Below are 19,703 nucleotides of genomic sequence, written 5' to 3' on the forward strand. Positions count from 1 at the left end.
AGAGTGAACCACCTGATCCCTTCCCGAACTCAGAAGTGAAACCTCTTAGCGCTGATGGTAGTGTGGGGTTACCCATGTGAGAGTAAGTCATCGCCAGCTCATTATTCGAAAGTCCCCCTCCGCCAAGGCAGAGGGGGATTTTTTTATGCGCGGAATAATTGTCTTATATATGTCATATATAAATTTAACATCAACATTGCTCAATATTGGACTAGAGCAAGAACCAATTTTAAAGCGTAATAGGTTTATAGTTCCTTTATAGCAATGCATCCAATTGACGTCGAGCATGTTTAAATGCAGTTCTGAGTCCTTCTTCCAAAGTTGGATGATAAAAAGGTTTCTTTAAGATCTGATAAATATCCTGGTCAGCATCAATCATCCAGGCCAGTAAATGGGCCAGATGTTCTGCTTGGGAGCAAAAGAGTTCTGCACCAAGTAATTTACCTGATTTTTTAGCAATATAAACTTCTATTCCACCTGAGTTTTCTGCCAGAACCAGTGCACGTCCTTGATTTTCATAAGAGACGAATCCCCGAATAAATTCGATGTGTTGATCTTCCAGCTGTTTAAAACTTTTTCCGACAATCGCCATTTCAGGATGACAAAATACAATCGCCAATGGGATTAAGGCAGGAATAGGCTTTACATCCGGATAATTTAAACAGTTATAAACTGCCTGTTTACCCGCATGCGCGGCTTCATGTTGAATCGGCGCATCAGGTGCGGCATCACCGACTATAAATATAGGTAGGTTTGCAAGTTGTTTGGTTTCTTTATCGATAGGAAGGTTTTTGATGTCCTTGAATGTTGAATTGAGTTGATCTAGACCTAAACGATCTATATTGCTTTGCCGACCTGTGGCGCCTAAGATATAGTCAACTTCAATACTTTCAGTCTGATCATTTTCTGTAAAATTAATCTTTATTTTATCAGCTTGTATTCCAACTTCATCTGGCAAGTTCTTAAACTTGATATTGAGTTCTTTACTGAGTTGCTCCTGTGCCAGTTTCTGTAAGACTGGACTGGTTAAGGCACCTACTTTTTGACTACGCGCAAACATTGTAGTTTGTACACCCAGTCGTTGCATGGCTTGAGCTAATTCAATTGCAATGATGCCACTCCCGATTACCGCTAAAGACTCAGGTAATTGAGAAAATTCAAATATTTCATTAGAAGTGATGTATTTTTCTTTTAATTGTTGCTTTAAAGCTTTATCAACATTAGGGCGTGAGCCTACAGCAACAATAAAACTTTTGGCCCGATAGGATTGTCCATTGACTTCGATCGTTTGGGGATCAATAAATTTGGCTTTTCCGGAAATTTTATGTGAGCTGTCCCATTGATCGACACCTTTCAAGGTTGCACGAATAAAACGTTCTCTAAGGACATGCACACGTTGCATAACATCTGAAGTATCAATGACAGCGTTATGCTTTAAAGCAAGTTCTTCAGCAGTTTGAATATCATGCATGCGATTTGCAGAAGAGATTAGCAGTTTGCTTGGCATACAACCTACACGTGCACAGGTCGTATCCCACGATCCATCATTGATAATTAAAATATTTTGGGTGTATTTGATGGCTTCGTTATAAGCACTGATCCCTGCAGTGCCTGCACCGATAATGATGAGGTCGTACATTAATTGCTCTTATTGAAATCAATTTATGAATATAAGCTAGCATACAAAACATTTAGCTTACCTTTATTTACATAAATGCTTAACTATGATTACATATCGCATAATGAATAAAGATTGATAACAAACTCTATAATAGAGGGTCTTGGGGATTTAAATGATTAGTAAACAATTAGGTATTAAATTATCTACTCTTACTTTAGCACTAATGTTAGCAGGCTGCGGGGGCGGTGGAAGTGATGGTTACTTTAATAATGATGGCTCTAGTTCTGGAAATATTACTACGAACCCTAGCACAGGTGAAGAAGTAAAATCTGTTAATATTAGTACTATTCAATTGATTGATCGAAATGGTAACTTAACTCAGGCAATCGCAGCAGAAGGTGTAATCGCTAAAGTAAAAGTAACAGATCAGTCAGGTAAAGGCATTAGTGGTGCATTGGTTACATTTACAGTGACTGGTGGTGTTGTTTTAGGTAGTTCCAATGGTGCTGTTTTAACCAATACTAATGGTGAAGCGAGCATCTCTGTTAAACCTGAAAATATAAATACCAATGGTGCTTATCAAATTTCTGCAGTTGCAGATTTTGATGGTGTCCAAGCATCAACACAAGCACTTAATTTCTCACTTCAAGCAACCAATATTATTTTAGTCGATTTGACGGCAGCTAGTACTCAATTAGAGTCTGGTGGCTCAACAAATATCATGTTAAAAACGCAAGATGCAAATACAAAAATTAATCAGAATAATGTCAATGTAGAATTCACTGCAACATGTGGTAAATTTGAACCTGTTACAGTTGTTTCATCAAATCAAGGAAATGTTACGACATCATATAAAGCGATTGGTATAGATGGAAAGCTTTGTACAGGGGCACAAAAAATTTCGGCAAAAGGTTTAAATATCCCAGAAGTTGGAATTGATGTTAGTATTAAGGCACTTCAAGCTAATTCACTAGTATATACATCTAGTAAAGTTAATTTGGGGATTAGAAAAAGTGGCTCAGCATCATCTGGTCAAATTGAATTTACTTTGTATGCAAATGGTGTACCTGTAGCAGATCAAGATGTTTTGATTGAGAAAGTACAAGCACCAGAAGATTTATCGTTCGTAACATTTGGAAATCAAAATAACAAAACTATAAAAAGTGATTCAAATGGTAAAGTGATTGTGAATCTTTATCCAGGAGATAAACCTGGGCCTGTAGAGATAAGAGCAACTTTAGTTTCAGACAAAAATGTTTCGGCTGTATCTAAAAATGTATCTGTATCCATTGGTCGAGTAACTCAAGATGGATTAAGTTTATCAGTATCTAAAAATTCATTACAGAATGTAATTGATGGTGACACTGCAACTATTACAGCGAGAATGGTTGATCGTACACGGAACCCTGTTCCAGATGGTACAGTAATTAGCTTTGTTTCTGAGGGAGGGAAGGTTGAACCTAATTGTTCAACAGTCCAAGGAGTATGTTCTGTAACTCTAACAACACAAGAACCTCGTCCTTTAGATAATCGTGTGACTGTATTGGCTTATGTTGAGGGTGATAAAAGCTTTACAGATTTAGATGGCGATAATCTTTATACTAAAGGCGTAGATCGACTTCTTAGTAATATTGGTAGCTTTTTCCGTGACGATAACGAGGATAATCAATATAACAAAGATTATGGTATTGGTGAATTTCTTTATAATCGTGCGGTATTAGGAAACAAAGCGACCTGTGCTCCATCTACAATTAGACAGCCGAATATCGCAGACACATGTGACGATAATTTAGATACGGTCATCCGTCAACAATTATTATTTGCATTTGCTGAAAATACACCAACCTTTACTAATGTAAAGGCAAGTGGAAGTTTATTGTCTTTTAATATGTATGGAAATAGCGCTCAAAGTGTGCCTATGCCAACAGGTACCACAATAAGTGTTACGCCTGAGGATAATACAAAAGCTAATAATTTATCTTGTACTGCAGAGTTAGCAACAGGAAGTTCACCTGTCGCAAATGTCTTTGATCTTTTGACACCAAGCACTTTCAAAAATAGTAATCAAAGTTATTATGGCTATCGTCTAAAAGAATGTGCGGTAGGAGATACGTTGAAAGTTTCTGTTTCTTCGCCAGATAGTAAAGTATCAACAATTTATGTAGATTATCAATAGAAATTATATTTGTATAAAAAACAGCGCCGAAGCGCTGTTTTTTTTATGGGAACTAAAATTTAAAAAACTAAATTGATGTTCCCACACTCACACCCACAGTCGGCTTTAGATTCATCGAGCTACAGCCTGTAAAAGCCAAACTACAACATAAAATAATCAATAACTTACTCATGAATCAATCCTTGAGATTTAGCCTGATTAAACAAGGCCGCTGAACGTGTGCCGCTTCGGCAAACCATCAAAATCGGTTTAGGCAACTCATTATAATATCGAGCAAATTCTTCAATATTCGCCTGAGAAAGTTGGCCATTCATTACAGGCTGATAAATCACACTCACTTGAGATTTCTCCGCAATGGAGCGTAGTTGACTCACCGTGACATTATTACCAGTCTCCTGATCAGGGCGGTTTACAATTACAGATTTAAAACCTTGCTGAATCAATTGCTGAAACTTGCTTGGTGTCATTTGCCCCGTAACACTCACCGTAGAGGTCAGCGCACGGCTAAGATCATTTGCAGCAAAAACAGGTGTAATACAGCTAAAATAGGTTGCCAGTACCACACCTTTCCAGAACGACTTAATCATCCAGCAGGTCCATCTGTTTTGCCAGTTGATATAAGTTATTCGAGCGGTTTCCAGTACGACAGAACATCAAGATCGGTTTTGGTAACTCGTTATAATGATTGGCAAAAGTGCGTACATCAAGCTCAGTAATCTGACCGGCTACTACTGGCTGGAATACATAATCCAGACCGGCATTGCGTGCAGCTTCCTCGATTTGTGCACTGGTCGGCTGCTCGGAACCCCCTTCCATGTCCGGACGGTTGTTGATAATCGATTTAAAACCTTTCTCAACCACTTGAGTTACGTGTTCCGGACCAATTTGACCAGCAAAACCTACATTTTCGCTCATGACGCCACTCCATCATTTCATTTATATCGATATGCTTTATGATAGCATTAAGCTGAAAACATGCTGAACCTGTTCTGAAATTTTTATAAATGATGATAACCATAAGATAACGCAATGGAGCGCGTATGCAGGCTTATACAGTTGAACCACTGTATGTCAAAAGCGGTCAGGAAGTGATTGCTGCAGATTTTTATCGGCCTAAAAATATAGAAAAACCGGCCGTAATCCTGATGGCTCATGGTATGGCTGCCTTACGTCAATTTAAACTGGTGCAGTATGCCCAGCGTTTTGCCAGTGCTGGCTATGCGGTGGTTTTATTTGACTATCGCTATTGGGGCGGCAGCACTGGGCGTCCACGTGAAATGGTGTCGATCAATGCCCAGCTCGATGACTGGCGAACCATGATCAGACATATTCAGGAACGCAAATCGATTGACAGTAAACGGATCGTGCTCTGGGGTACGGCCTTAAGTGGTGGGCATGTATTGACACTTGCAGCAGAGCTGAAAAATATTCAGGCGGCGATGGTACAGGTGCCTTTTGTCGATGGGGCTGAAAGTGCCCAACTATATCCTTTACAGCAACTCCCCAAGGCGCTTAAAGTTTCCAGTCAGGATTATATGGGGGCCAAGGTTGGTATGGCACCAAAAACCTTACCTGTAGTTGATCCGCATGAGCTATGTTTTATGCCGACACAGGACAGTTATGAAGGTTATCTGTCGATTGTCAATCCGGATTATTACTGGAGTGGTCATATTCCTGCACGGGCATTCTTTAAACTGATGCGCTATCGACCGATTCAGGAAGTCAGAAAGATTAACATTCCAGTCCTGTTTATTGCGGCAAAACTGGATAGTCTGATTCCAATTGAATCCAGTCGGGAAACTGCGACCAATATTGCACCATTTGTGCAATATCATGAGTGGAATATCCGGCATTTTGATATTTATCATGGGGAATGGTTTGAAAAAGCAGTTTCGACCCAATTAGAATTCTTACATCAACATATTGGAGTGCGCTAGATGATTATTGTATGTCCGGAATGTCTGGCCAAAAACCGTGTCCCTGAAGATAAACTCACTGCCAACCCTGCTTGTGGTCAATGTCATCAAGCCCTGATTCCACTGGTACCAATTGAGCTGAATGAGCAGAATTTCAGTCAGTTTGTCACGCATAGTGACTTGCCAATCCTGATTGATCTCTGGGCAGACTGGTGTGGTCCCTGTAAAATGATGGCACCGCATTTTGCAACTGTCGCAAAACAATATCCAAATGTGGTTTTTGCAAAAATTGATACAGAAGCGAATCCGCGCTTAAGTTCTGCATTTAATGTTCGCAGTATTCCGACACTGGTGTTGATGAATAAAAGCAACGAAATTGCTAGAATAAGCGGTGCATTACGGTCAAGCGAGCTGCAAAAATGGCTTGATCAGCAGTTAAATACCCAACCCTAATTCAAATGCCTGGAGTGAAAGTGTCAGATTCTCAAGTAAGACCAGAGGGGATTCTTTCCCTACAGACGATCGCAATGCCTGCAGATACCAACTGGAGTGGTGATGTCTTTGGTGGCTGGATCGTTTCACAAATGGACTTAGCAGGCGCGATTCACGCAGAACGATTTTCAAAGGGGCGTTGTGCCACGATTTCGATTAACCAGATGACTTTTCTGGTACCGGTAAAAGTCGGAGACGTGATTAGTTGTTATACCAAAATTCTCAAAGTTGGCAAGACATCTATCCAGATGGAAATCGAGGTTTGGGATAGCCATGATGATTCACGCCCCCCAATTCGGGTAACTGAAGGTGTGTTTACCTTTGTTGCTGTAGATGTCAAAGGCAACAAACGTCTGATTCCAGAAGAAGCGAAACAGAAGCTTTTAGAATCGCAAACAGCACAATGATGACTTGAAATAAAAAATCCCAGATTAATGATCTGGGATTTTTTTTGTCTGTATTGATATCAAGTCTGCTTCAATTGCTTTTTGGCAATCCAGGCCCAGAGCATCTCGCATTGAATCGGTGCTTCACCCGATTCGTCACGTACCACAACTTGAACTAGAGTTTCACCCTTGTCTGAACTTTGCATAAGCTGTTGCTGTTCAGCAGTCAAGGTAGCAACTGCCGTCAGGGCACCTTTGGTCGGACGTTTAAAGTCTACTTTTAGACTCTTAATCAAAACCACTGCGCTATCCGGTACATTCATTGCGGTTACAAACCCGGTTGCTGTTTCTGCCAGCAGGGCCATTGCACATGCATGGATTTGTCCGATATGGTTCTGCATGGCTTTATGATTGGCCATACTTACTACCACTTTGGACGCACTCATTTCCTCATAACGAATCTTGGCAGAGCCGACCATCGGGACCACCCGGCCAAAAGTTTTACTTAACAAAGCAGTACGAATGCCTTGCGGTAATCGTGCAGTGGCTTTGACTAATCTGGCTAATCGGTTGTTCTTTGCCATAATTCCTTCTACAGACGTTGCTGTCTTAATCTTTAAAGTTATTGAACTGTAAAGGCAAACCAAATTGCTGTTCTTTCAAGAATGCCATTACTTGCTGCAATGTATCGCGTTTTTTATCAGTCACACGAATCTTGTCACCCTGAATAGAAGATTGCGCCTTAATCCCACTTTCTTTAATGGCTTTATTAATTTTTTTTGCGGTATCTGAGTCAAGACCATCTTTAAGCTTGATCACCTGAATCACATTTTTGCCAGAAGCCGTCATTTTTTGTGGATCAAGCGCCTGAATATCGACTTTGCGTTTAAAGAAATGACTTTCCAGCATGCTGTAGACTTGTTCACACTGGAAATCGCTTTCAGTCGAGATTTTGATTTCCTTGTTTTTTTCATTCAGTTCAATAGAAACGTCCTGACCACGGAAATCAAAGCGGGTCGCGATTTCTTTTTGGGTGTTTTGAACTGCATGATTTACTTCAAAAATTTCTAATTCAGAAACAATATCGAAAGAAGGCATAGTTTAGACCTTTACAAAGGGAAAGAATATCTGAGATGCTAGGGATGTTTTCTTCATTTGCCAAGTGTTGTTTACATCAAAGGAGTGCGCAATGATCCGTAAACAAGAAATTACAACATTTGAGTTCCCAGAAAATGCAATTATCTGGGATGTACGCGATTCAAGTGCTTTTGCTGAAGCACACGTGAAAGGGGCAGTAAATCAGCCCATTAACGATCTTTCAGCAGAAAGCCTAACTCAGGTGTCAGCGGATCAACCCATTTACATTTTGTGTGGTGGGGGCAGTAAAGCTCCACGTGCTGCGGAAAAACTAGAGGGTTTTGACAGCTCACGTGAATATGTCATTCTGATGGGTGGTACTCGTGCTGCCCGTGATGCAGGCTTACCGCTTGAACAGGGTGTATAAGCATTCTGTCAAAAAAAGCGCCGCAAGGCGCTTTTTTAATGGGTGAGATTTAATGCCTCCCAACCTCCCTTTTTTAAAGGGTGAGAAGCATTGCTTCGCAAGGGGGGATTCATTCAAAATGGTAATTAAACTTGTAGCTTAAAATACGGTTTCTTCATTTTCACTTTCTTTTGAAAACGGGTCACACTGAGTTTTTTTACTAAACTGGATGGCACCGGACAGGCTTCACTGAGAATCTGGGCTGCCAGAATTTCACTGCAGAGCGGCGCAAACAGAAAACCTTTAGAACCAAGACCGGCAAAGCTGTAAATTTCCTCATCCACTTTCATTTTACCCAGTAGGGGAAAATAATCCTGACTTTGCGCGCGTACCGAGGCACGACCTTGCCAAGTCTCGGTAGCTGGTAATGATTGTGCATATTCGGGGAAGACACTGTGAATCAGTTCGTAGTTATGCACATGATCTTCTGCCAACACCTCTGCATCATCGCGATCTGGATAGAAAGAAGCACCTAAGATTAGATGTTCAGCATCCAGTTGCATACAATAACCGCCGTAGCTATAGGCAATATTTTGACTTAAAGGCTGGGCTTGATTATTTACCCAGCTGACCTGTCCGCGAATCGGTTTCAAAACTGGATAATCTGCAAAGAATTGTGCTGTTTCTCGCGCAGTACAGACAATGACATGATCAAATTCACCTAGATACTGTTCATCTGAAAATAGCTGAGGTTTTGTAGCCGTTTCAATATGGCTAATTTTGGCCTGTTGATATTGAATATGAGGATGCAGCAAAATCTCCTCACGCAGTTGATGAGGTGAAACTGCACCAGCTTCTAATAGTTTTAAACTTGGAAATTCGGTTTGAACCTCTTGATCTTCTGTATCTTGTACAGCAAGAATTTCTTCAGGATATTCATCTGCTAATCCTAAAAGCTGTTCAGGATTTTTTAAGGCCAGTTGATTCACCTGAATCGGGCGGAAAGCTTTAAATTTTTGATAATGATTTAAGGCATGTTGCCAGGCCAATGTCATCAGATGTTCAGCACTTTGCTCAACCGGACAGAGTTTGGGATTGAGCAAAGCCAGTGGATTGCCAGAACCTCCTGAGAGTGGCGCTGACTGGTCGTAAATCGTGACTTGATGACCACGTTGGGCGAATGCCCAGGCTGTACTTAAACCGGCGATTCCAGCGCCAATCACAGCGATTTGGCTAGGTCTGATATTGGTCTCTGTATCTCGCTCAGTTTTTTTTTGAGTGATTTCTTGTATTAATGAACTTTCAGTCTCTTCAGCCGGATTCCAGATCGCTTTCAGCATTTCACGCTTATGCTTAAAACCACGTGGGCGGGAAATTGAAATCCCATGATTTTTTAAGCCACGTTTTAAGACGCCAGCAACACTGAAAGAGGCGAAAGTGGTACCGATCTCGGATAAACGTACAATATTATTTAAAACATTTTCTTCCCACATGTCCGGATTACAGGAAGGCGCAAAACCATCCAGGAACCAAGCGTTCACCGGCGCAGTTTTTTCAATTACCGGGAAAACATCATGTGCATCACCCAGCCATAGATCCAGACTGAATCGCTCTTCAGGAAAACTGAGACGATGACAGCCGGCAATTGGCATCGGATATTGAGAGATGAGTTGATGAGCTAAAGGCTTGAGTTCTGGCCAGGCATTTAAGGCTCGAATCAGATCGGTTTTAGAAAGAGGGAATTTTTCAACTGAAATCGCATGCAGATGACTGTGATTGTCCGGACGCACCTGTTGCCAGAGCTGCCACAGGGCCAGAATATTTAAACCAGTACCAAAACCCGTTTCACCGACACAGAAATATTCAAAAGGTTTTAAATCTGCCAAACGCGTACTGAGATCATTGCCATTTAAAAAGACATGCCGGGTTTCCAGCAAGCCATTGTCTTTGGAAAAATACACATCACCAAATTGCTTGGACACAGGCACATCAATGCCATCCACCAATTGCCAATCCAGATCGGCAGTTTGAATTGCATGCGACAAAACGGGTACAACCTTAAAGATATCGGGAAGGGCTATAGCTTACCATTGACGACGACGTTTGGTATAAACATAGCTCGCAATTAGGAAGCCGAGCAATACACCGACAGCCAATGTTGCTGCACCGTAGAGGAACATCTGCGCACTGCGTTCACTTTGCAGCACCTGTACCTGAACGCCCAGGTTGTCATTCTTGAGCTGCAATTCCTGATTTTGCGATAGTGCTTCCAGATTGGCTTTTTCCAGTTGCTGCAAACGGGTGGCCTGATCTTTGACCAAGGCTTTGACCTTGGCCTCTTGCTGGGCTTTCAGCTTGGCGATTTCTTCTGCAGTTAACGGTTTATTTTCAGCAGGTGTCACCGATTGGGCAGAAGACGCTACGGCAGGAATAATGGCAGGTTTCGGCGTAGACTGGGTTTGGACAGTCACCGCTGTCCCTTGAGGTTGTGCTGTCTGATTTCCCTGAGTCACAGGAGCAGGCGCAACTTCGACTGCCCATACTGGAGAAATCATAAAACATAGGCCAATGATACTGGCAGTAACAACACGCATGAACCTTATCCTTGAGGGAATGCTTTATTGAATGGTTTGACATCGATGTGTTCGTACACACCTTCTTTTAAGAAAGGTTCATCCTGTAGCCATGTGTCCAGCGCTTCACGACTGTCAAAATCGACAATAATGGTACTGCCATAAAAACCGGCCTGTGGATTGGCCGGATCTTTAGGCATGGCACCTGCAACAATCAGGCGGCCTTCAGCATTTAACTGTTCCAGACGTGCAAGATGTTGTGGACGAATCGCGAGGCGTTTTTCAACTGTACCTTCCCGATCGGTACAGCTAACGACGAATAATGGCATGATGACTCTCAATCGTTTGTAGTTGGACTTATTCAGCGGTCTTAAAGTATTTGCGCAATACAATAAACTGAATAATGATAAAGGAAAACATCACGATCATGTCACCGAATGCGGTAAATTCGCCCCAATATTTTCCATCCATCCACAAATAGGCGAAAAAGGTATGCAGAAATGACATCAGTACGAACATGGCAACCCAAGCATAGTTCAGCTTGAACCAGCCTTTTTCACTTAGATTGAATACTGGACCAAATAACCGCTGGATCAGAGGCTTTTTATCCTTGCTAAACCAGGGGGACAGGAAGAATACACCTGCAAAGACCAGATTCAATAACACGGCTTTCAGACGAATATAGAAATCATCGCTGAGGATCAGAGTGATGCCACCAAAAATTACCGTCATAAACAAGACAATCCATTGCTGCTTGTCCAGACGGAATTTTTGTATGACAAATAACGCACCATAGACGACCAACATGGAAATAATCAGACCTGTGGTTGCAACAAGAATATTATTATTGTCGACACCCCCCGCAGAACCGATCAATTGCAGCAATTGATGGTCAGTGTCTTTTGGATCTACAGTTTTATATAAATAAAAGAAAATAATGAGTGGCACAAAGTCTAAAAGTGCTTTCATGTTAGAGTATCTAAATCTGATCAAATAAATGTCATAGTATAGAGATGCACGGCGTAGATTTACATACACATAGTAATATTTCTGATGGAACTTTCAGTCCTCAGCAATTGGTCGAAGCGGCTGTGGAAAAACTCGTCCATACTTTGGCCCTGACGGATCATGATACCATGGACGGTTTGGCATTGGCTGAGGAAGCCGCTAAAAATCATGAGATTAAGATCATTTCTGGGGTAGAAATATCCAGCCAGTGGTCACGTCCTGCCACCAAAAAAAACTATGGCGTGCATATCGTCGCGCTAAATATGCAAAATCCTGAGCCTTTACAAAAAGCCCTCAATCAGCAAAAGAAAATCCGGGCTGAACGCTCTAAACAGATTTGTGATCTGCTGGTTCCTTTAATTGGGGAGGATATTTATGCTGATGTACTGACCAAAGTCGACCATATCCCTGATCGGGTGACACGGACCCATATTGCCAAAACGCTGGTAGAAAAGGGGATTGTGACCCGTCCGCAACAGGCCTTTGATAAATACATCAAGGAAGGCAAGAAAGCTTATGTCAAATTTGATGGCTTGAGTCTTGAAGACACGATTCAGGTGATTCATGAAAGTGGCGGCTTCGCCGTGCTGGCACATCCGACCAAATATGATTTATCTGCGACCAATATCCGCTACCTGATTGAAATCTTTGCCAAGTTCGGTGGAGATGCGGTGGAACTACCCCCGGCAATTGAGCCAAGTTCCACCCGGCAGATGGTGGATCGAATGATTGCTGAACATGATCTTAAAGTTTCGATTGGCAGTGATTTTCATGGCGATCATATGCCCTGGATTAAACTCGGTAATGTCCCGAGTCTTAAACCGGGGCAGGTCGGAATTTGGGAGAGTTTTGTTTAGTCATTCCTTTACCTCGATCTTTTTCATTTGAGAGAAGATTTTCCCTTCGCTACTAATAGCAAAGGGCGAGGAAAGAATTATAAATTATAGCAAATTATGATCTTTGGCCTGAATCGGTGGTGGCGTTGGTTTACCCAACGTTCCTAACAGTTCAATTTCAATCGTACGTACCATCGAGTCCAGCGGCAAGTCATTACTCTGAGTACCAAAAGGCTCTTCAATTTCTGAACTTAGCGCATCTAATCCTAAAAAGGTATAAGCCAAAATTCCGACCAGCAAAGGCGTAAACAGACCAAGCGTTGAACCTAAACTAAAAGGTAAAATAAAACAGAAAAAATAGACGGTACGATTGAGCAAGACCGAATAGGCAAAAGGCAAAGGCGTTGTTGCAATCCGGTCACAACCAGTCTGGACAATACTTAGTTCTGCTACATGATTATTCATCTGCATATAGATGATGTCGGAGATTTCACCTTCTTTGAGCGCCTGCATTAACTCCCATTGAATCAGGCTTAAGGTATATTGCGGCGCATTGGCCTGCTGATAGAGCTGGGTCACAGCCTGCTGGCTCATGCCGCTGGTTTCCACAAGTTCCGTCGGATTGGCTGTCTGATGGCGTAGCCGGTCACGGAGGACATTGGCAAAGACAATCACATGCTGAATTACACGTTCACGGCGACCTTGAGACAGCATCCGGCAATCACGGTCAAAATGACGTGAATTGGCAATCAAAATGCCCCAAAGTTTGCGCGCTTCCCACCAGCGGTCATAACAGGCCGAGTTCTTAAATCCGAGAAAGATCGACAGTACCACTCCAATCAGGGTAAAGCCGACCAGGGGTAATTCTGGAAAATGAAAATAACCAATATGTGACAAGCCACCGATGATGGCTGACATCAGCATCACTACGCCTAAAGGTGGCAAAACTTTAGGTAAAATCGTCCCCCGCCAAGAAAACAGCAGTTTAAAAACAGTCGGCTGGTCACGTACGATCATTTATTGGAATCATCACAATTTTTTTCATGATCTTGTGGAGTTGTGCCTGCTTTGTCAAGTGCTATTCAATACTGCATTTCCGGTTTGATGAGTTGCTGCTCAGCAAAGGAAAAGCTGCCTTCCAAGGCGATGATGCAATGGTCAATCAGATGGATATCCACTAGCTGGCAGGCCTGTTGAATCTGACGGGTTAACACTAGGTCAGCCTTGGAGGGAGAGGGCCGGCCCAGCGGATGATTATGTGCAATGACAATTGAGGTCGCCTGTTGGCTAATCGCATAACGTAGCAATTGATTAATGGAAATATCACATGCATTGATGGAGCCATAAAACAGTTTTTTAAAGGCAATTTTTCTTAAACTGGCATCCAGACACAGCACGGCAAACACTTCCTGAGTTTCACCGAGCAGTTCAAAACGTAAGTAATCTCTCAGCCGCTTGGAATTGGTAAGTTCCAGTGCATCCTGTTTCAGGTGCTCGGCTATGTAACGCCGTCCGAGTTCCTTGACGGCCATCAGTTGAGTATATTTACTGATGCCCATGCCATGAAACTGGCTGACTTCCTGTAAAGGTGCATCGAGCAACGCAGTCAAATGACCAAAATGCTGAATCAGCAAACGCGCCAGATCAACTGCCGAATGTTGCTGGGAACCGGAGCGTAGAAAAATAGCCAGTAGCTCGGCATCGGACAGACTTTCTGCGCCATATTGAATTAAGCGTTCTCGCGGCCGTTCTTGTTCCGGCCAGTTTTTAATAGAAAATTGCATAGTTATTAGACTTATTTATTATGAATTATCAGTTTTCCCGCAAGCTGATCTCTTGGGGATGCGATTATTTAATGCTATTGTGAGCCCCACTGCAACAGCAAGGTAATCTGTTCGTGAGCTTTGATCTAAGTGTAATTCCTCATAAAAATATCATTTTGGCCGTCACTGGCGGTATTGCTGCCTATAAAAGTGCAATTCTGGTCCGCCGTCTAAAAGATGCCGGATTTGATGTGCGGGTCGTCATGACTCACGGTGCACAGGCTTTTATTACACCTTTAACCTTTCAAGCCTTATCGGGCAATCCCGTACATACCGAATTGCTGGATACTGAAGCAGAAGCCGGCATGGGCCATATCGAGCTGGCACGTTGGGCAGATCTGTTGCTGGTAGCGCCGGCCAGCTGTGATACCTTGGCAAAATTTGCCGCAGGTCTGGCTGATGATCTCTTAAGTACTTTATATCTGGCGACGAAAGCACCCGTCTGGGTGGCGCCTGCCATGAACCAGCAAATGTGGGCGGCGAAAGCAACGCAGCGCAATCTTGCGACACTGATCGAAGATGGTGTGCATGTGATCATGCCGGACGCGGGATCACAGGCTTGTGGTGATGTAGGTTTGGGCCGGATGCCTGAGCCGGAAGATTTAGCCCGACAGGTGACTGAATATTTTCACAAAGCTCAACGTGCGATTGCGGAAAAATTTGGCCTGCTTGCGGGTAAACAAGTCACGATTACCGCAGGCCCGACCCGCGAAGCGATTGATCCGGTGCGTTATATTTCCAATCACAGTACCGGGAAAATGGGCTTTGCACTTGCTGCAGCCTGTTATGCAGCCGGAGCCAATGTGACCCTGATTGCAGGGCCGGTCAGTCTGGACACTCCAAATGGCGTGAAACGTAAGAATGTTTCTTCTGCCGTGCAAATGCTGAATGAAAGCATGCAAATGCTGGAAAATGGTTGCGATATCTTTATTGCGACAGCTGCAGTAGCCGATTATCGTGTGGCAGAAGTAGCCGAGCATAAAATCAAGAAAGCCGGTGATGAACTGAATGTCGCCTTGGTGAAAAATCCGGATATTGTCGCCACCATTGCCCAGCAGGAAAAACGTCCATTTATGGTTGGCTTTGCTGCAGAAACCCGCAATATTGAAGAATATGCTGCCGGAAAGCTGGTCGCGAAAAAGCTGGATATGATTGCCTGCAATGATGTATCACGTGCAGATATCGGATTTGCTTCGGATGAAAATGCCATGACAGTATTCTTTGCCGAGCATTATCAGCTAGACAAACGTGATCTGGAAAAAGCCTCCAAGCAGGAGATTGCCCAGCAGTTGATCGAAGCTATTCATGATGCCCTGCATCGTGATCCATCTAGTGATGATGATTTTTAAAACGATCTGTATCGAAAAACCCTGAATTCATCAGGGTTTTTTATGGCTAATTTTTTATCATTAATTCAAAAAAACTATAGAAACCATAAATATTTAATCTTAATCGAAGCGCTGTTTGTTTATTGTTTTTGCAAAAAAGCATAAAATGGATCACAGAATAAGCAAAGATAAAAATACTGCATATATCAGCTATAAGCAGGAAGTGGAAAGAAAAAAGAGGGGGCGCTATGAAAAAAATCATGATGTTATGGATGGTTGCCTGTCTGGCTGGATGCAGTTATTTTGTCTCGATGGATGAACTGGCCAGAAATATTCAAACGCAGATGCAACGTGAATTTAATTCCAATCGAGATTATCAACACTATCGTTTTACCGTGAAAAAGGTCAAAATTGTCCAGCGTCAGGGGAATGAGTTTCAGGCCATTTCTCATCTGAATTATCAGGGCGAGGAATATCCCATTCATGTAAAAGTCTTTAAGGTGGATGGGGGGTATAGTTGGTCGATTGAAGATGATGCTTTTGCTTTTATTGATGAAATTGAAATTGAAAAATATCGTCAGCAACTGGATCGAGAATTACAGCAACTGGCCTCAGCCTTGGATGATCTAGAACCTGTAGATGAACCGAACCAGAATGTCTCCGGCTCTCTGATTACACCAGTGGCTGAACCCGCATTACAAGATGTTTCTTATCAAGAAGAGCCGATTCCGGTGGGTAATATTACGGCGTATACGCAATAACTCATGCGCAATCTCTATAAAAAAGCACCGATGATCGGTGCTTTTTGTGTTTAGGATTCAACTTGTTGATGTTCTCGAACATAATCTTCGGTACGCTGCATCGCTTCCTGAATATTAAAGAGTGCAGTTTCTACATCTTTCAAGGTTTTGGCATTACCACCGCTTAAAGCCTGACGCCATTTACGTGCACCCGGCAAGTTCTGGAATAGTCCCAAAATATGACGGGTAATAATGGATAAAGGTGCACCTTCGGCGATGCGATGAGCAATATAAGGTAGCATCTGTTGCATGATGTCAAAACGGTCTGGTGCATCCAGATTCCACAGTTGGCCCAGTTCAGCCAGTAAGTAAGGATTATGATAGGCTTCGCGGCCAATCATCACCCCATCCACATGTTTGAGATGTTCCAGCGTTTCGGCATGGGTTTTAATTCCGCCGTTGATCTCGATCAGCAGATCAGGACGCTCCTGTTTTAAACGATAGACATCTTCATAACGTAGGGGTGGCACGTCGCGGTTTTCTTTAGGTGATAGACCTTTTAATAAGGCAATCCGCGCATGCACGATAAAATTATTGCAGCCAGTTTTGGCCACGGTGTCGACAAAATGCAGCATCTCTTCATAAGAGTGCATATCATCAATTCCGATCCGGTGTTTTACGGTTACTGGAATATCCACCACGTGACGCATTTCAGCAATACACTCTGCGACTAGATCAGGCTCCGCCATCAGACAGGCACCAATTTTATTATTTTGTACCCGGTCACTTGGGCAACCTACATTTAAATTGACTTCGTTATAGCCCCAGTCCTGCGCCATCTTGGTACAAGTGGCGAGATCTTTTGGATTCGAGCCGCCGAGTTGCAACACGATTGGCTGTTCTTGCGTATTAAAGTCCAAATGACGTTTGGCATCACCGTAAATGATTGCACCCGTAGTAACCATTTCGGTGTACATAATCACATTCGGGTTAAACAGACGCGCAAAGAAACGATAGTCTTTGGTGGTCCAATCCATCATAGGTGCGACGGAAATCCTTTTAACCATTTGATTTGATTCATCTTTTTGATTTAAAAAAAGATTTTCAGAAGCACTCATTTCACTTAAGACCTTGATATAGATGATTATTTAATCATATTGGTGCATATTCTCGCATTTGGTGCACCATATTTGCACCTTGAGAGTATGTTTAGGAGAGGGTGCAAATTTATATGAATAAGCTTATCAAAGCAATTTTTGATTTAAGAGTTGTAAGTAATATTCTCATTATTAAAGTAAAAAAATAGTCTAAAGATATGTATCTCTTTAGACTAGATTACATACTAATTTTGATCAATTTGTATTTTAAGAGAATTCTTTAAATTGAGTTTTGATCCATAATTTCTAAAATTTTGTGAGCTTTCCATGCATAACCAATATTGAGATATTGTTTATCAGGATTGCGTCTAAAAGTTGATGAATTAACACCAGCTAATATAATTCTAGCATTCACTCTTGCGTTACCTTCAGTATCACAGTAGGTTTCAAAATTTTCGTTTACAACACAAATTGGACTTCCGCTAGAGCCCTCAAAAATACTTGCATCAAGTAAAAATGCTTCATTCCCCTCAAAATCTACATAGAGAGGTGTAGCTAAATATCCACTCCGAGCAATAGGTAAATTATTCAATGTATCTTTAAATGCATTTGGATAACCTACAAAAAAAACCTTTTCCATAGCTATTACGTTTGAGATTTCCTCTTTAGACTGAATCATATCTGTTGATAGATAACGTGCAAAAATGAAATCTCCTTGTTCATAAATTTTTGCCATAACATCTGTCAAATTGAAAACAGCTAAATCAACATTTTCATCGTTATGAAATTTCCACCCATTAGCCCACTCTTCATCAGAAAATGAATAAATGAAATCACCTATACGATTTTCACCTTTTAAGTTGTCGGCTCTGTGAAATTGAATCCTACACTTAGTCTTATTTTGGACAACATGCTTGTTTGTAACTAAATAAATTCTGGAAAGATCACCAAATTTTTTGGAAAGAAAAAATGCTGTACCGGCAGTATTATCACCTAAGCATTCGATCATAACTGTTGAGTAATATAGTTGATCTTTAATAGAGTTAAATTTCATATTTTTCCCATGTAATCATTTGAATTTATTTAATTAAATTGTTTGGTTGAATCAAAGATCATATCAGATATTGGTGGTTAATTAAGCATCTTTTTTTTATCGTTTTTTTGCACCATGGCTTTCTTGTTTTTATCTAAGTTTTTGAAAATAATTATTTATTTTTTAATGTCATCCCGTCCATCATCGGCGCAACACTGATTCGTGGTTGAAGTTTATTTTCAATGGTGGTCAGATCAGTCATTCAAAATCACGCCTTAACGAAATGGAAGAAAGAAGAAGCAATTCATGCGATCACTCAGCTATTGGTTTTTGGCTTAAACTGGATCGGCTGACGTCGCAAAAAGAGGGCGTAATACTAGCATAAAATCAGAAAAACTACTCGGCGAACTTGAGCTAGCCCGGTAAATCCAGGGAATGAAACAAGAAATAAAATTGGAATTCCCAGTCAGGTTGGAATGGTATATTTTGATAGGAGAAAGATGAAGATAAAAATTTTAGAAATAAGGAGAATAATCATGTTGTTATTGGAGGAAATTTATAAAAGCCATAAAGCACAAAATTCGGCACATTTTAATTTAAGAATTCATCGGGGCTTAGGCTGGTTTAAAAAATCGCTAGATCTGGATCAGGATCTGGATTTTAAGTTTATCAGCCTGTGGATCAGCTTTCAGGCGATTTATGCAGATGAGAGTGATCTGGTTCAAGATCAAAGCAAGCTGCAGCAGTTTTTGGAAACACTCTGCCAAAAGGATCTGGATCAGAAAATTAATCATATTCTTTGGGAAAAATACAGCCAGCCGATCTGCTCACTCTTGGCCAATCCCTATGTGGAACAAAGCTTTTGGGATTATCGTCATCAGAAAATTAGCCTGGAAAGCTGTCAGGTTGACTTGGAAACACAGAAACAGAATATAGAGAATGCTTTAAAAGAACGAAATTCTGTTGAAATTTTAGCTGGAATATTTCAGCGTTTATCTACCTTGCACCATCAGATAATGCAGGGTGGCGCCACGTATCACAGCTCGCTGAATTATAAATCATTAGAGGAAAGCTGCCGGATTCTGGCAGCCTTATTGCCGATTTTTATCTGTATTTTATTGGAAAATTCACAAACTCTTGATCTGAATAAGCCTTATTATCCGGCGGCGCAAGTCAGCTAAATATAGTCAA

Annotated in this window: 22 protein-coding genes and 1 rRNA gene; 10 read left to right on the forward strand and 13 right to left on the reverse strand. The window is 41.7% G+C overall.

Translation table 11 applies throughout. The features are described 5' to 3' along the window. Positions 1-99: ribosomal RNA gene (rrf, locus tag AC1IR0_RS12985) — 5S ribosomal RNA — on the forward strand; the annotation flags it as partial. Positions 100-256: 157 nt separating this feature from the next. On the opposite strand, the gene AC1IR0_RS12990 is transcribed toward rrf, so the two are convergent. Next, a complete protein-coding gene (locus AC1IR0_RS12990; protein ID WP_005263709.1) occupies positions 257-1,639 on the reverse strand; it encodes a dihydrolipoyl dehydrogenase in 1,383 nt (460 codons plus the stop codon). A 154-nt stretch (positions 1,640-1,793) separates the two neighbouring features. Between AC1IR0_RS12990 and AC1IR0_RS12995 the strand changes: the two genes are divergently transcribed. Then, on the forward strand, positions 1,794-3,797 hold the full coding sequence (locus AC1IR0_RS12995; RefSeq protein ID WP_409666419.1) for an Ig-like domain-containing protein: 2,004 nt from the start codon (positions 1,794-1,796) through the stop codon (positions 3,795-3,797). Between the two features lie 164 nt (positions 3,798-3,961). On the opposite strand, the gene AC1IR0_RS13000 is transcribed toward AC1IR0_RS12995, so the two are convergent. Beyond that, positions 3,962-4,384: a protein tyrosine phosphatase family protein gene (locus tag AC1IR0_RS13000; protein ID WP_409666421.1), complete on the reverse strand. Its 423-nt coding sequence runs from the start codon at positions 4,382-4,384 to the stop codon at positions 3,962-3,964. Further along, on the reverse strand, positions 4,377-4,712 hold the full coding sequence (locus AC1IR0_RS13005) for a protein tyrosine phosphatase family protein (RefSeq protein ID WP_004281596.1): 336 nt from the start codon (positions 4,710-4,712) through the stop codon (positions 4,377-4,379). Before AC1IR0_RS13005 ends, AC1IR0_RS13000 begins: the two co-directional genes overlap by 8 nt. 125 nt (positions 4,713-4,837) lie before the next feature. Here AC1IR0_RS13005 and AC1IR0_RS13010 point away from each other — a divergent pair, with 125 nt between their 5' ends. The 3 genes from AC1IR0_RS13010 to AC1IR0_RS13020 are packed head-to-tail and all read left to right on the forward strand — an operon-like array spanning position 4,838 to position 6,612. Then, positions 4,838-5,734, forward strand: a complete 897-nt coding sequence (locus AC1IR0_RS13010; protein ID WP_479741459.1) for an alpha/beta hydrolase — start codon at positions 4,838-4,840, stop codon at positions 5,732-5,734. Further along, positions 5,735-6,166: a thioredoxin TrxC gene (trxC, locus tag AC1IR0_RS13015; protein WP_479741460.1), complete on the forward strand. Its 432-nt coding sequence runs from the start codon at positions 5,735-5,737 to the stop codon at positions 6,164-6,166. A gap of 5 nt (positions 6,167-6,171) precedes the next feature. Then, positions 6,172-6,612, forward strand: a complete 441-nt coding sequence (locus tag AC1IR0_RS13020) for an acyl-CoA thioesterase (protein WP_153566559.1) — start codon at positions 6,172-6,174, stop codon at positions 6,610-6,612. Positions 6,613-6,671: 59 nt separating this feature from the next. On the opposite strand, the gene AC1IR0_RS13025 is transcribed toward AC1IR0_RS13020, so the two are convergent. Then, positions 6,672-7,175, reverse strand: a complete 504-nt coding sequence (locus AC1IR0_RS13025; protein ID WP_180181188.1) for a DUF4442 domain-containing protein — start codon at positions 7,173-7,175, stop codon at positions 6,672-6,674. 25 nt (positions 7,176-7,200) lie between these two features. Further along, positions 7,201-7,689 carry a YajQ family cyclic di-GMP-binding protein gene (locus tag AC1IR0_RS13030; RefSeq protein ID WP_004281601.1) on the reverse strand — a complete coding sequence of 163 codons (489 nt, stop codon included), beginning with the start codon at positions 7,687-7,689 and terminating at the stop codon, positions 7,201-7,203. Positions 7,690-7,780: 91 nt separating this feature from the next. Between AC1IR0_RS13030 and AC1IR0_RS13035 the strand changes: the two genes are divergently transcribed. Continuing rightward, positions 7,781-8,095, forward strand: coding sequence for a rhodanese-like domain-containing protein (locus AC1IR0_RS13035; protein WP_005101788.1), 315 nt, complete (start codon positions 7,781-7,783; stop codon positions 8,093-8,095). Between the two features lie 125 nt (positions 8,096-8,220). Here AC1IR0_RS13035 and mnmC read toward each other — a convergent pair whose 3' ends face one another. From mnmC to AC1IR0_RS13055, 4 genes are read right to left on the reverse strand one after another with little or no spacing between them, the layout of a single operon-like run. Beyond that, complete coding sequence (mnmC, locus tag AC1IR0_RS13040; protein WP_409666431.1) at positions 8,221-10,119, reverse strand: bifunctional tRNA (5-methylaminomethyl-2-thiouridine)(34)-methyltransferase MnmC2/FAD-dependent 5-carboxymethylaminomethyl-2-thiouridine(34) oxidoreductase MnmC1; 1,899 nt, start codon at positions 10,117-10,119, stop codon at positions 8,221-8,223. 39 nt (positions 10,120-10,158) lie between these two features. After that, positions 10,159-10,668 (reverse strand): SH3 domain-containing protein, encoded by a 510-nt coding sequence (locus tag AC1IR0_RS13045; RefSeq protein WP_219307291.1) that lies wholly within the window; start codon positions 10,666-10,668, stop codon positions 10,159-10,161. Between the two features lie 5 nt (positions 10,669-10,673). Next, positions 10,674-10,976 carry a YciI family protein gene (locus AC1IR0_RS13050; protein WP_004281605.1) on the reverse strand — a complete coding sequence of 101 codons (303 nt, stop codon included), beginning with the start codon at positions 10,974-10,976 and terminating at the stop codon, positions 10,674-10,676. A gap of 28 nt (positions 10,977-11,004) precedes the next feature. Continuing rightward, entirely contained in the window at positions 11,005-11,616 is a 612-nt protein-coding gene (locus AC1IR0_RS13055) for a septation protein IspZ (RefSeq protein WP_004281606.1), read from the reverse strand. Positions 11,617-11,660: 44 nt separating this feature from the next. Between AC1IR0_RS13055 and AC1IR0_RS13060 the strand changes: the two genes are divergently transcribed. Next, complete coding sequence (locus AC1IR0_RS13060) at positions 11,661-12,512, forward strand: PHP domain-containing protein (protein WP_004281607.1); 852 nt, start codon at positions 11,661-11,663, stop codon at positions 12,510-12,512. An 84-nt stretch (positions 12,513-12,596) separates the two neighbouring features. Here the strand turns inward: AC1IR0_RS13060 and AC1IR0_RS13065 are convergent, their stop codons facing one another. Next, on the reverse strand, positions 12,597-13,508 hold the full coding sequence (locus AC1IR0_RS13065) for a bestrophin family protein (protein ID WP_004281608.1): 912 nt from the start codon (positions 13,506-13,508) through the stop codon (positions 12,597-12,599). 65 nt (positions 13,509-13,573) lie between these two features. After that, on the reverse strand, positions 13,574-14,275 hold the full coding sequence (gene radC / locus AC1IR0_RS13070; protein WP_005101798.1) for a RadC family protein: 702 nt from the start codon (positions 14,273-14,275) through the stop codon (positions 13,574-13,576). A gap of 113 nt (positions 14,276-14,388) precedes the next feature. On the opposite strand from radC, the gene coaBC reads away from it, so the two are divergent. Both coaBC and AC1IR0_RS13080 read left to right on the forward strand, forming a co-directional pair. Next, positions 14,389-15,663, forward strand: coding sequence for a bifunctional phosphopantothenoylcysteine decarboxylase/phosphopantothenate--cysteine ligase CoaBC (gene coaBC / locus AC1IR0_RS13075; protein WP_004281610.1), 1,275 nt, complete (start codon positions 14,389-14,391; stop codon positions 15,661-15,663). 227 nt (positions 15,664-15,890) lie between these two features. After that, a complete protein-coding gene (locus tag AC1IR0_RS13080) occupies positions 15,891-16,403 on the forward strand; it encodes a hypothetical protein (RefSeq protein WP_004281611.1) in 513 nt (170 codons plus the stop codon). Between the two features lie 50 nt (positions 16,404-16,453). Here the strand turns inward: AC1IR0_RS13080 and dusA are convergent, their stop codons facing one another. Further along, complete coding sequence (gene dusA, locus AC1IR0_RS13085; protein ID WP_409666435.1) at positions 16,454-17,500, reverse strand: tRNA dihydrouridine(20/20a) synthase DusA; 1,047 nt, start codon at positions 17,498-17,500, stop codon at positions 16,454-16,456. Between the two features lie 259 nt (positions 17,501-17,759). After that, the gene (locus AC1IR0_RS13090) at positions 17,760-18,533 is read right to left on the reverse strand and encodes a S1 family peptidase (RefSeq protein ID WP_409666437.1); all 774 of its coding nucleotides are present in this window, start codon (positions 18,531-18,533) and stop codon (positions 17,760-17,762) included. Positions 18,534-19,048: 515 nt separating this feature from the next. Between AC1IR0_RS13090 and AC1IR0_RS13095 the strand changes: the two genes are divergently transcribed. Further along, entirely contained in the window at positions 19,049-19,693 is a 645-nt protein-coding gene (locus AC1IR0_RS13095) for a hypothetical protein (RefSeq protein ID WP_004281639.1), read from the forward strand. The last annotated feature ends 10 nt before the right edge of the window (positions 19,694-19,703 follow it).

Source organism: Acinetobacter sp. 129952 (assembly GCF_056642055.1).

Excerpts from the sequence above, each read along its gene's own strand:
- AC1IR0_RS12990 (WP_005263709.1), bottom strand. The coding sequence starts at position 1,639 with ATGTACGACCTCATCATTATCGGTGCAGGCACTGCAGGGATCAGTGCT.
- AC1IR0_RS12995 (WP_409666419.1), top strand. The coding sequence starts at position 1,794 with ATGATTAGTAAACAATTAGGTATTAAATTATCTACTCTTACTTTAGCA.
- AC1IR0_RS13000 (WP_409666421.1), bottom strand. The coding sequence starts at position 4,384 with ATGATTAAGTCGTTCTGGAAAGGTGTGGTACTGGCAACCTATTTTAGC.
- AC1IR0_RS13005 (WP_004281596.1), bottom strand. The coding sequence starts at position 4,712 with ATGAGCGAAAATGTAGGTTTTGCTGGTCAAATTGGTCCGGAACACGTA.
- AC1IR0_RS13010 (WP_479741459.1), top strand. The coding sequence starts at position 4,838 with ATGCAGGCTTATACAGTTGAACCACTGTATGTCAAAAGCGGTCAGGAA.
- trxC (WP_479741460.1), top strand. The coding sequence starts at position 5,735 with ATGATTATTGTATGTCCGGAATGTCTGGCCAAAAACCGTGTCCCTGAA.
- AC1IR0_RS13020 (WP_153566559.1), top strand. The coding sequence starts at position 6,172 with ATGCCTGGAGTGAAAGTGTCAGATTCTCAAGTAAGACCAGAGGGGATT.
- AC1IR0_RS13025 (WP_180181188.1), bottom strand. The coding sequence starts at position 7,175 with ATGGCAAAGAACAACCGATTAGCCAGATTAGTCAAAGCCACTGCACGA.
- AC1IR0_RS13030 (WP_004281601.1), bottom strand. The coding sequence starts at position 7,689 with ATGCCTTCTTTCGATATTGTTTCTGAATTAGAAATTTTTGAAGTAAAT.
- AC1IR0_RS13035 (WP_005101788.1), top strand. The coding sequence starts at position 7,781 with ATGATCCGTAAACAAGAAATTACAACATTTGAGTTCCCAGAAAATGCA.
- AC1IR0_RS13045 (WP_219307291.1), bottom strand. The coding sequence starts at position 10,668 with ATGCGTGTTGTTACTGCCAGTATCATTGGCCTATGTTTTATGATTTCT.
- AC1IR0_RS13050 (WP_004281605.1), bottom strand. The coding sequence starts at position 10,976 with ATGCCATTATTCGTCGTTAGCTGTACCGATCGGGAAGGTACAGTTGAA.
- AC1IR0_RS13055 (WP_004281606.1), bottom strand. The coding sequence starts at position 11,616 with ATGAAAGCACTTTTAGACTTTGTGCCACTCATTATTTTCTTTTATTTA.
- AC1IR0_RS13060 (WP_004281607.1), top strand. The coding sequence starts at position 11,661 with ATGCACGGCGTAGATTTACATACACATAGTAATATTTCTGATGGAACT.
- AC1IR0_RS13065 (WP_004281608.1), bottom strand. The coding sequence starts at position 13,508 with ATGATCGTACGTGACCAGCCGACTGTTTTTAAACTGCTGTTTTCTTGG.
- radC (WP_005101798.1), bottom strand. The coding sequence starts at position 14,275 with ATGCAATTTTCTATTAAAAACTGGCCGGAACAAGAACGGCCGCGAGAA.
- AC1IR0_RS13080 (WP_004281611.1), top strand. The coding sequence starts at position 15,891 with ATGAAAAAAATCATGATGTTATGGATGGTTGCCTGTCTGGCTGGATGC.
- dusA (WP_409666435.1), bottom strand. The coding sequence starts at position 17,500 with ATGAGTGCTTCTGAAAATCTTTTTTTAAATCAAAAAGATGAATCAAAT.
- AC1IR0_RS13090 (WP_409666437.1), bottom strand. The coding sequence starts at position 18,533 with ATGAAATTTAACTCTATTAAAGATCAACTATATTACTCAACAGTTATG.
- AC1IR0_RS13095 (WP_004281639.1), top strand. The coding sequence starts at position 19,049 with ATGTTGTTATTGGAGGAAATTTATAAAAGCCATAAAGCACAAAATTCG.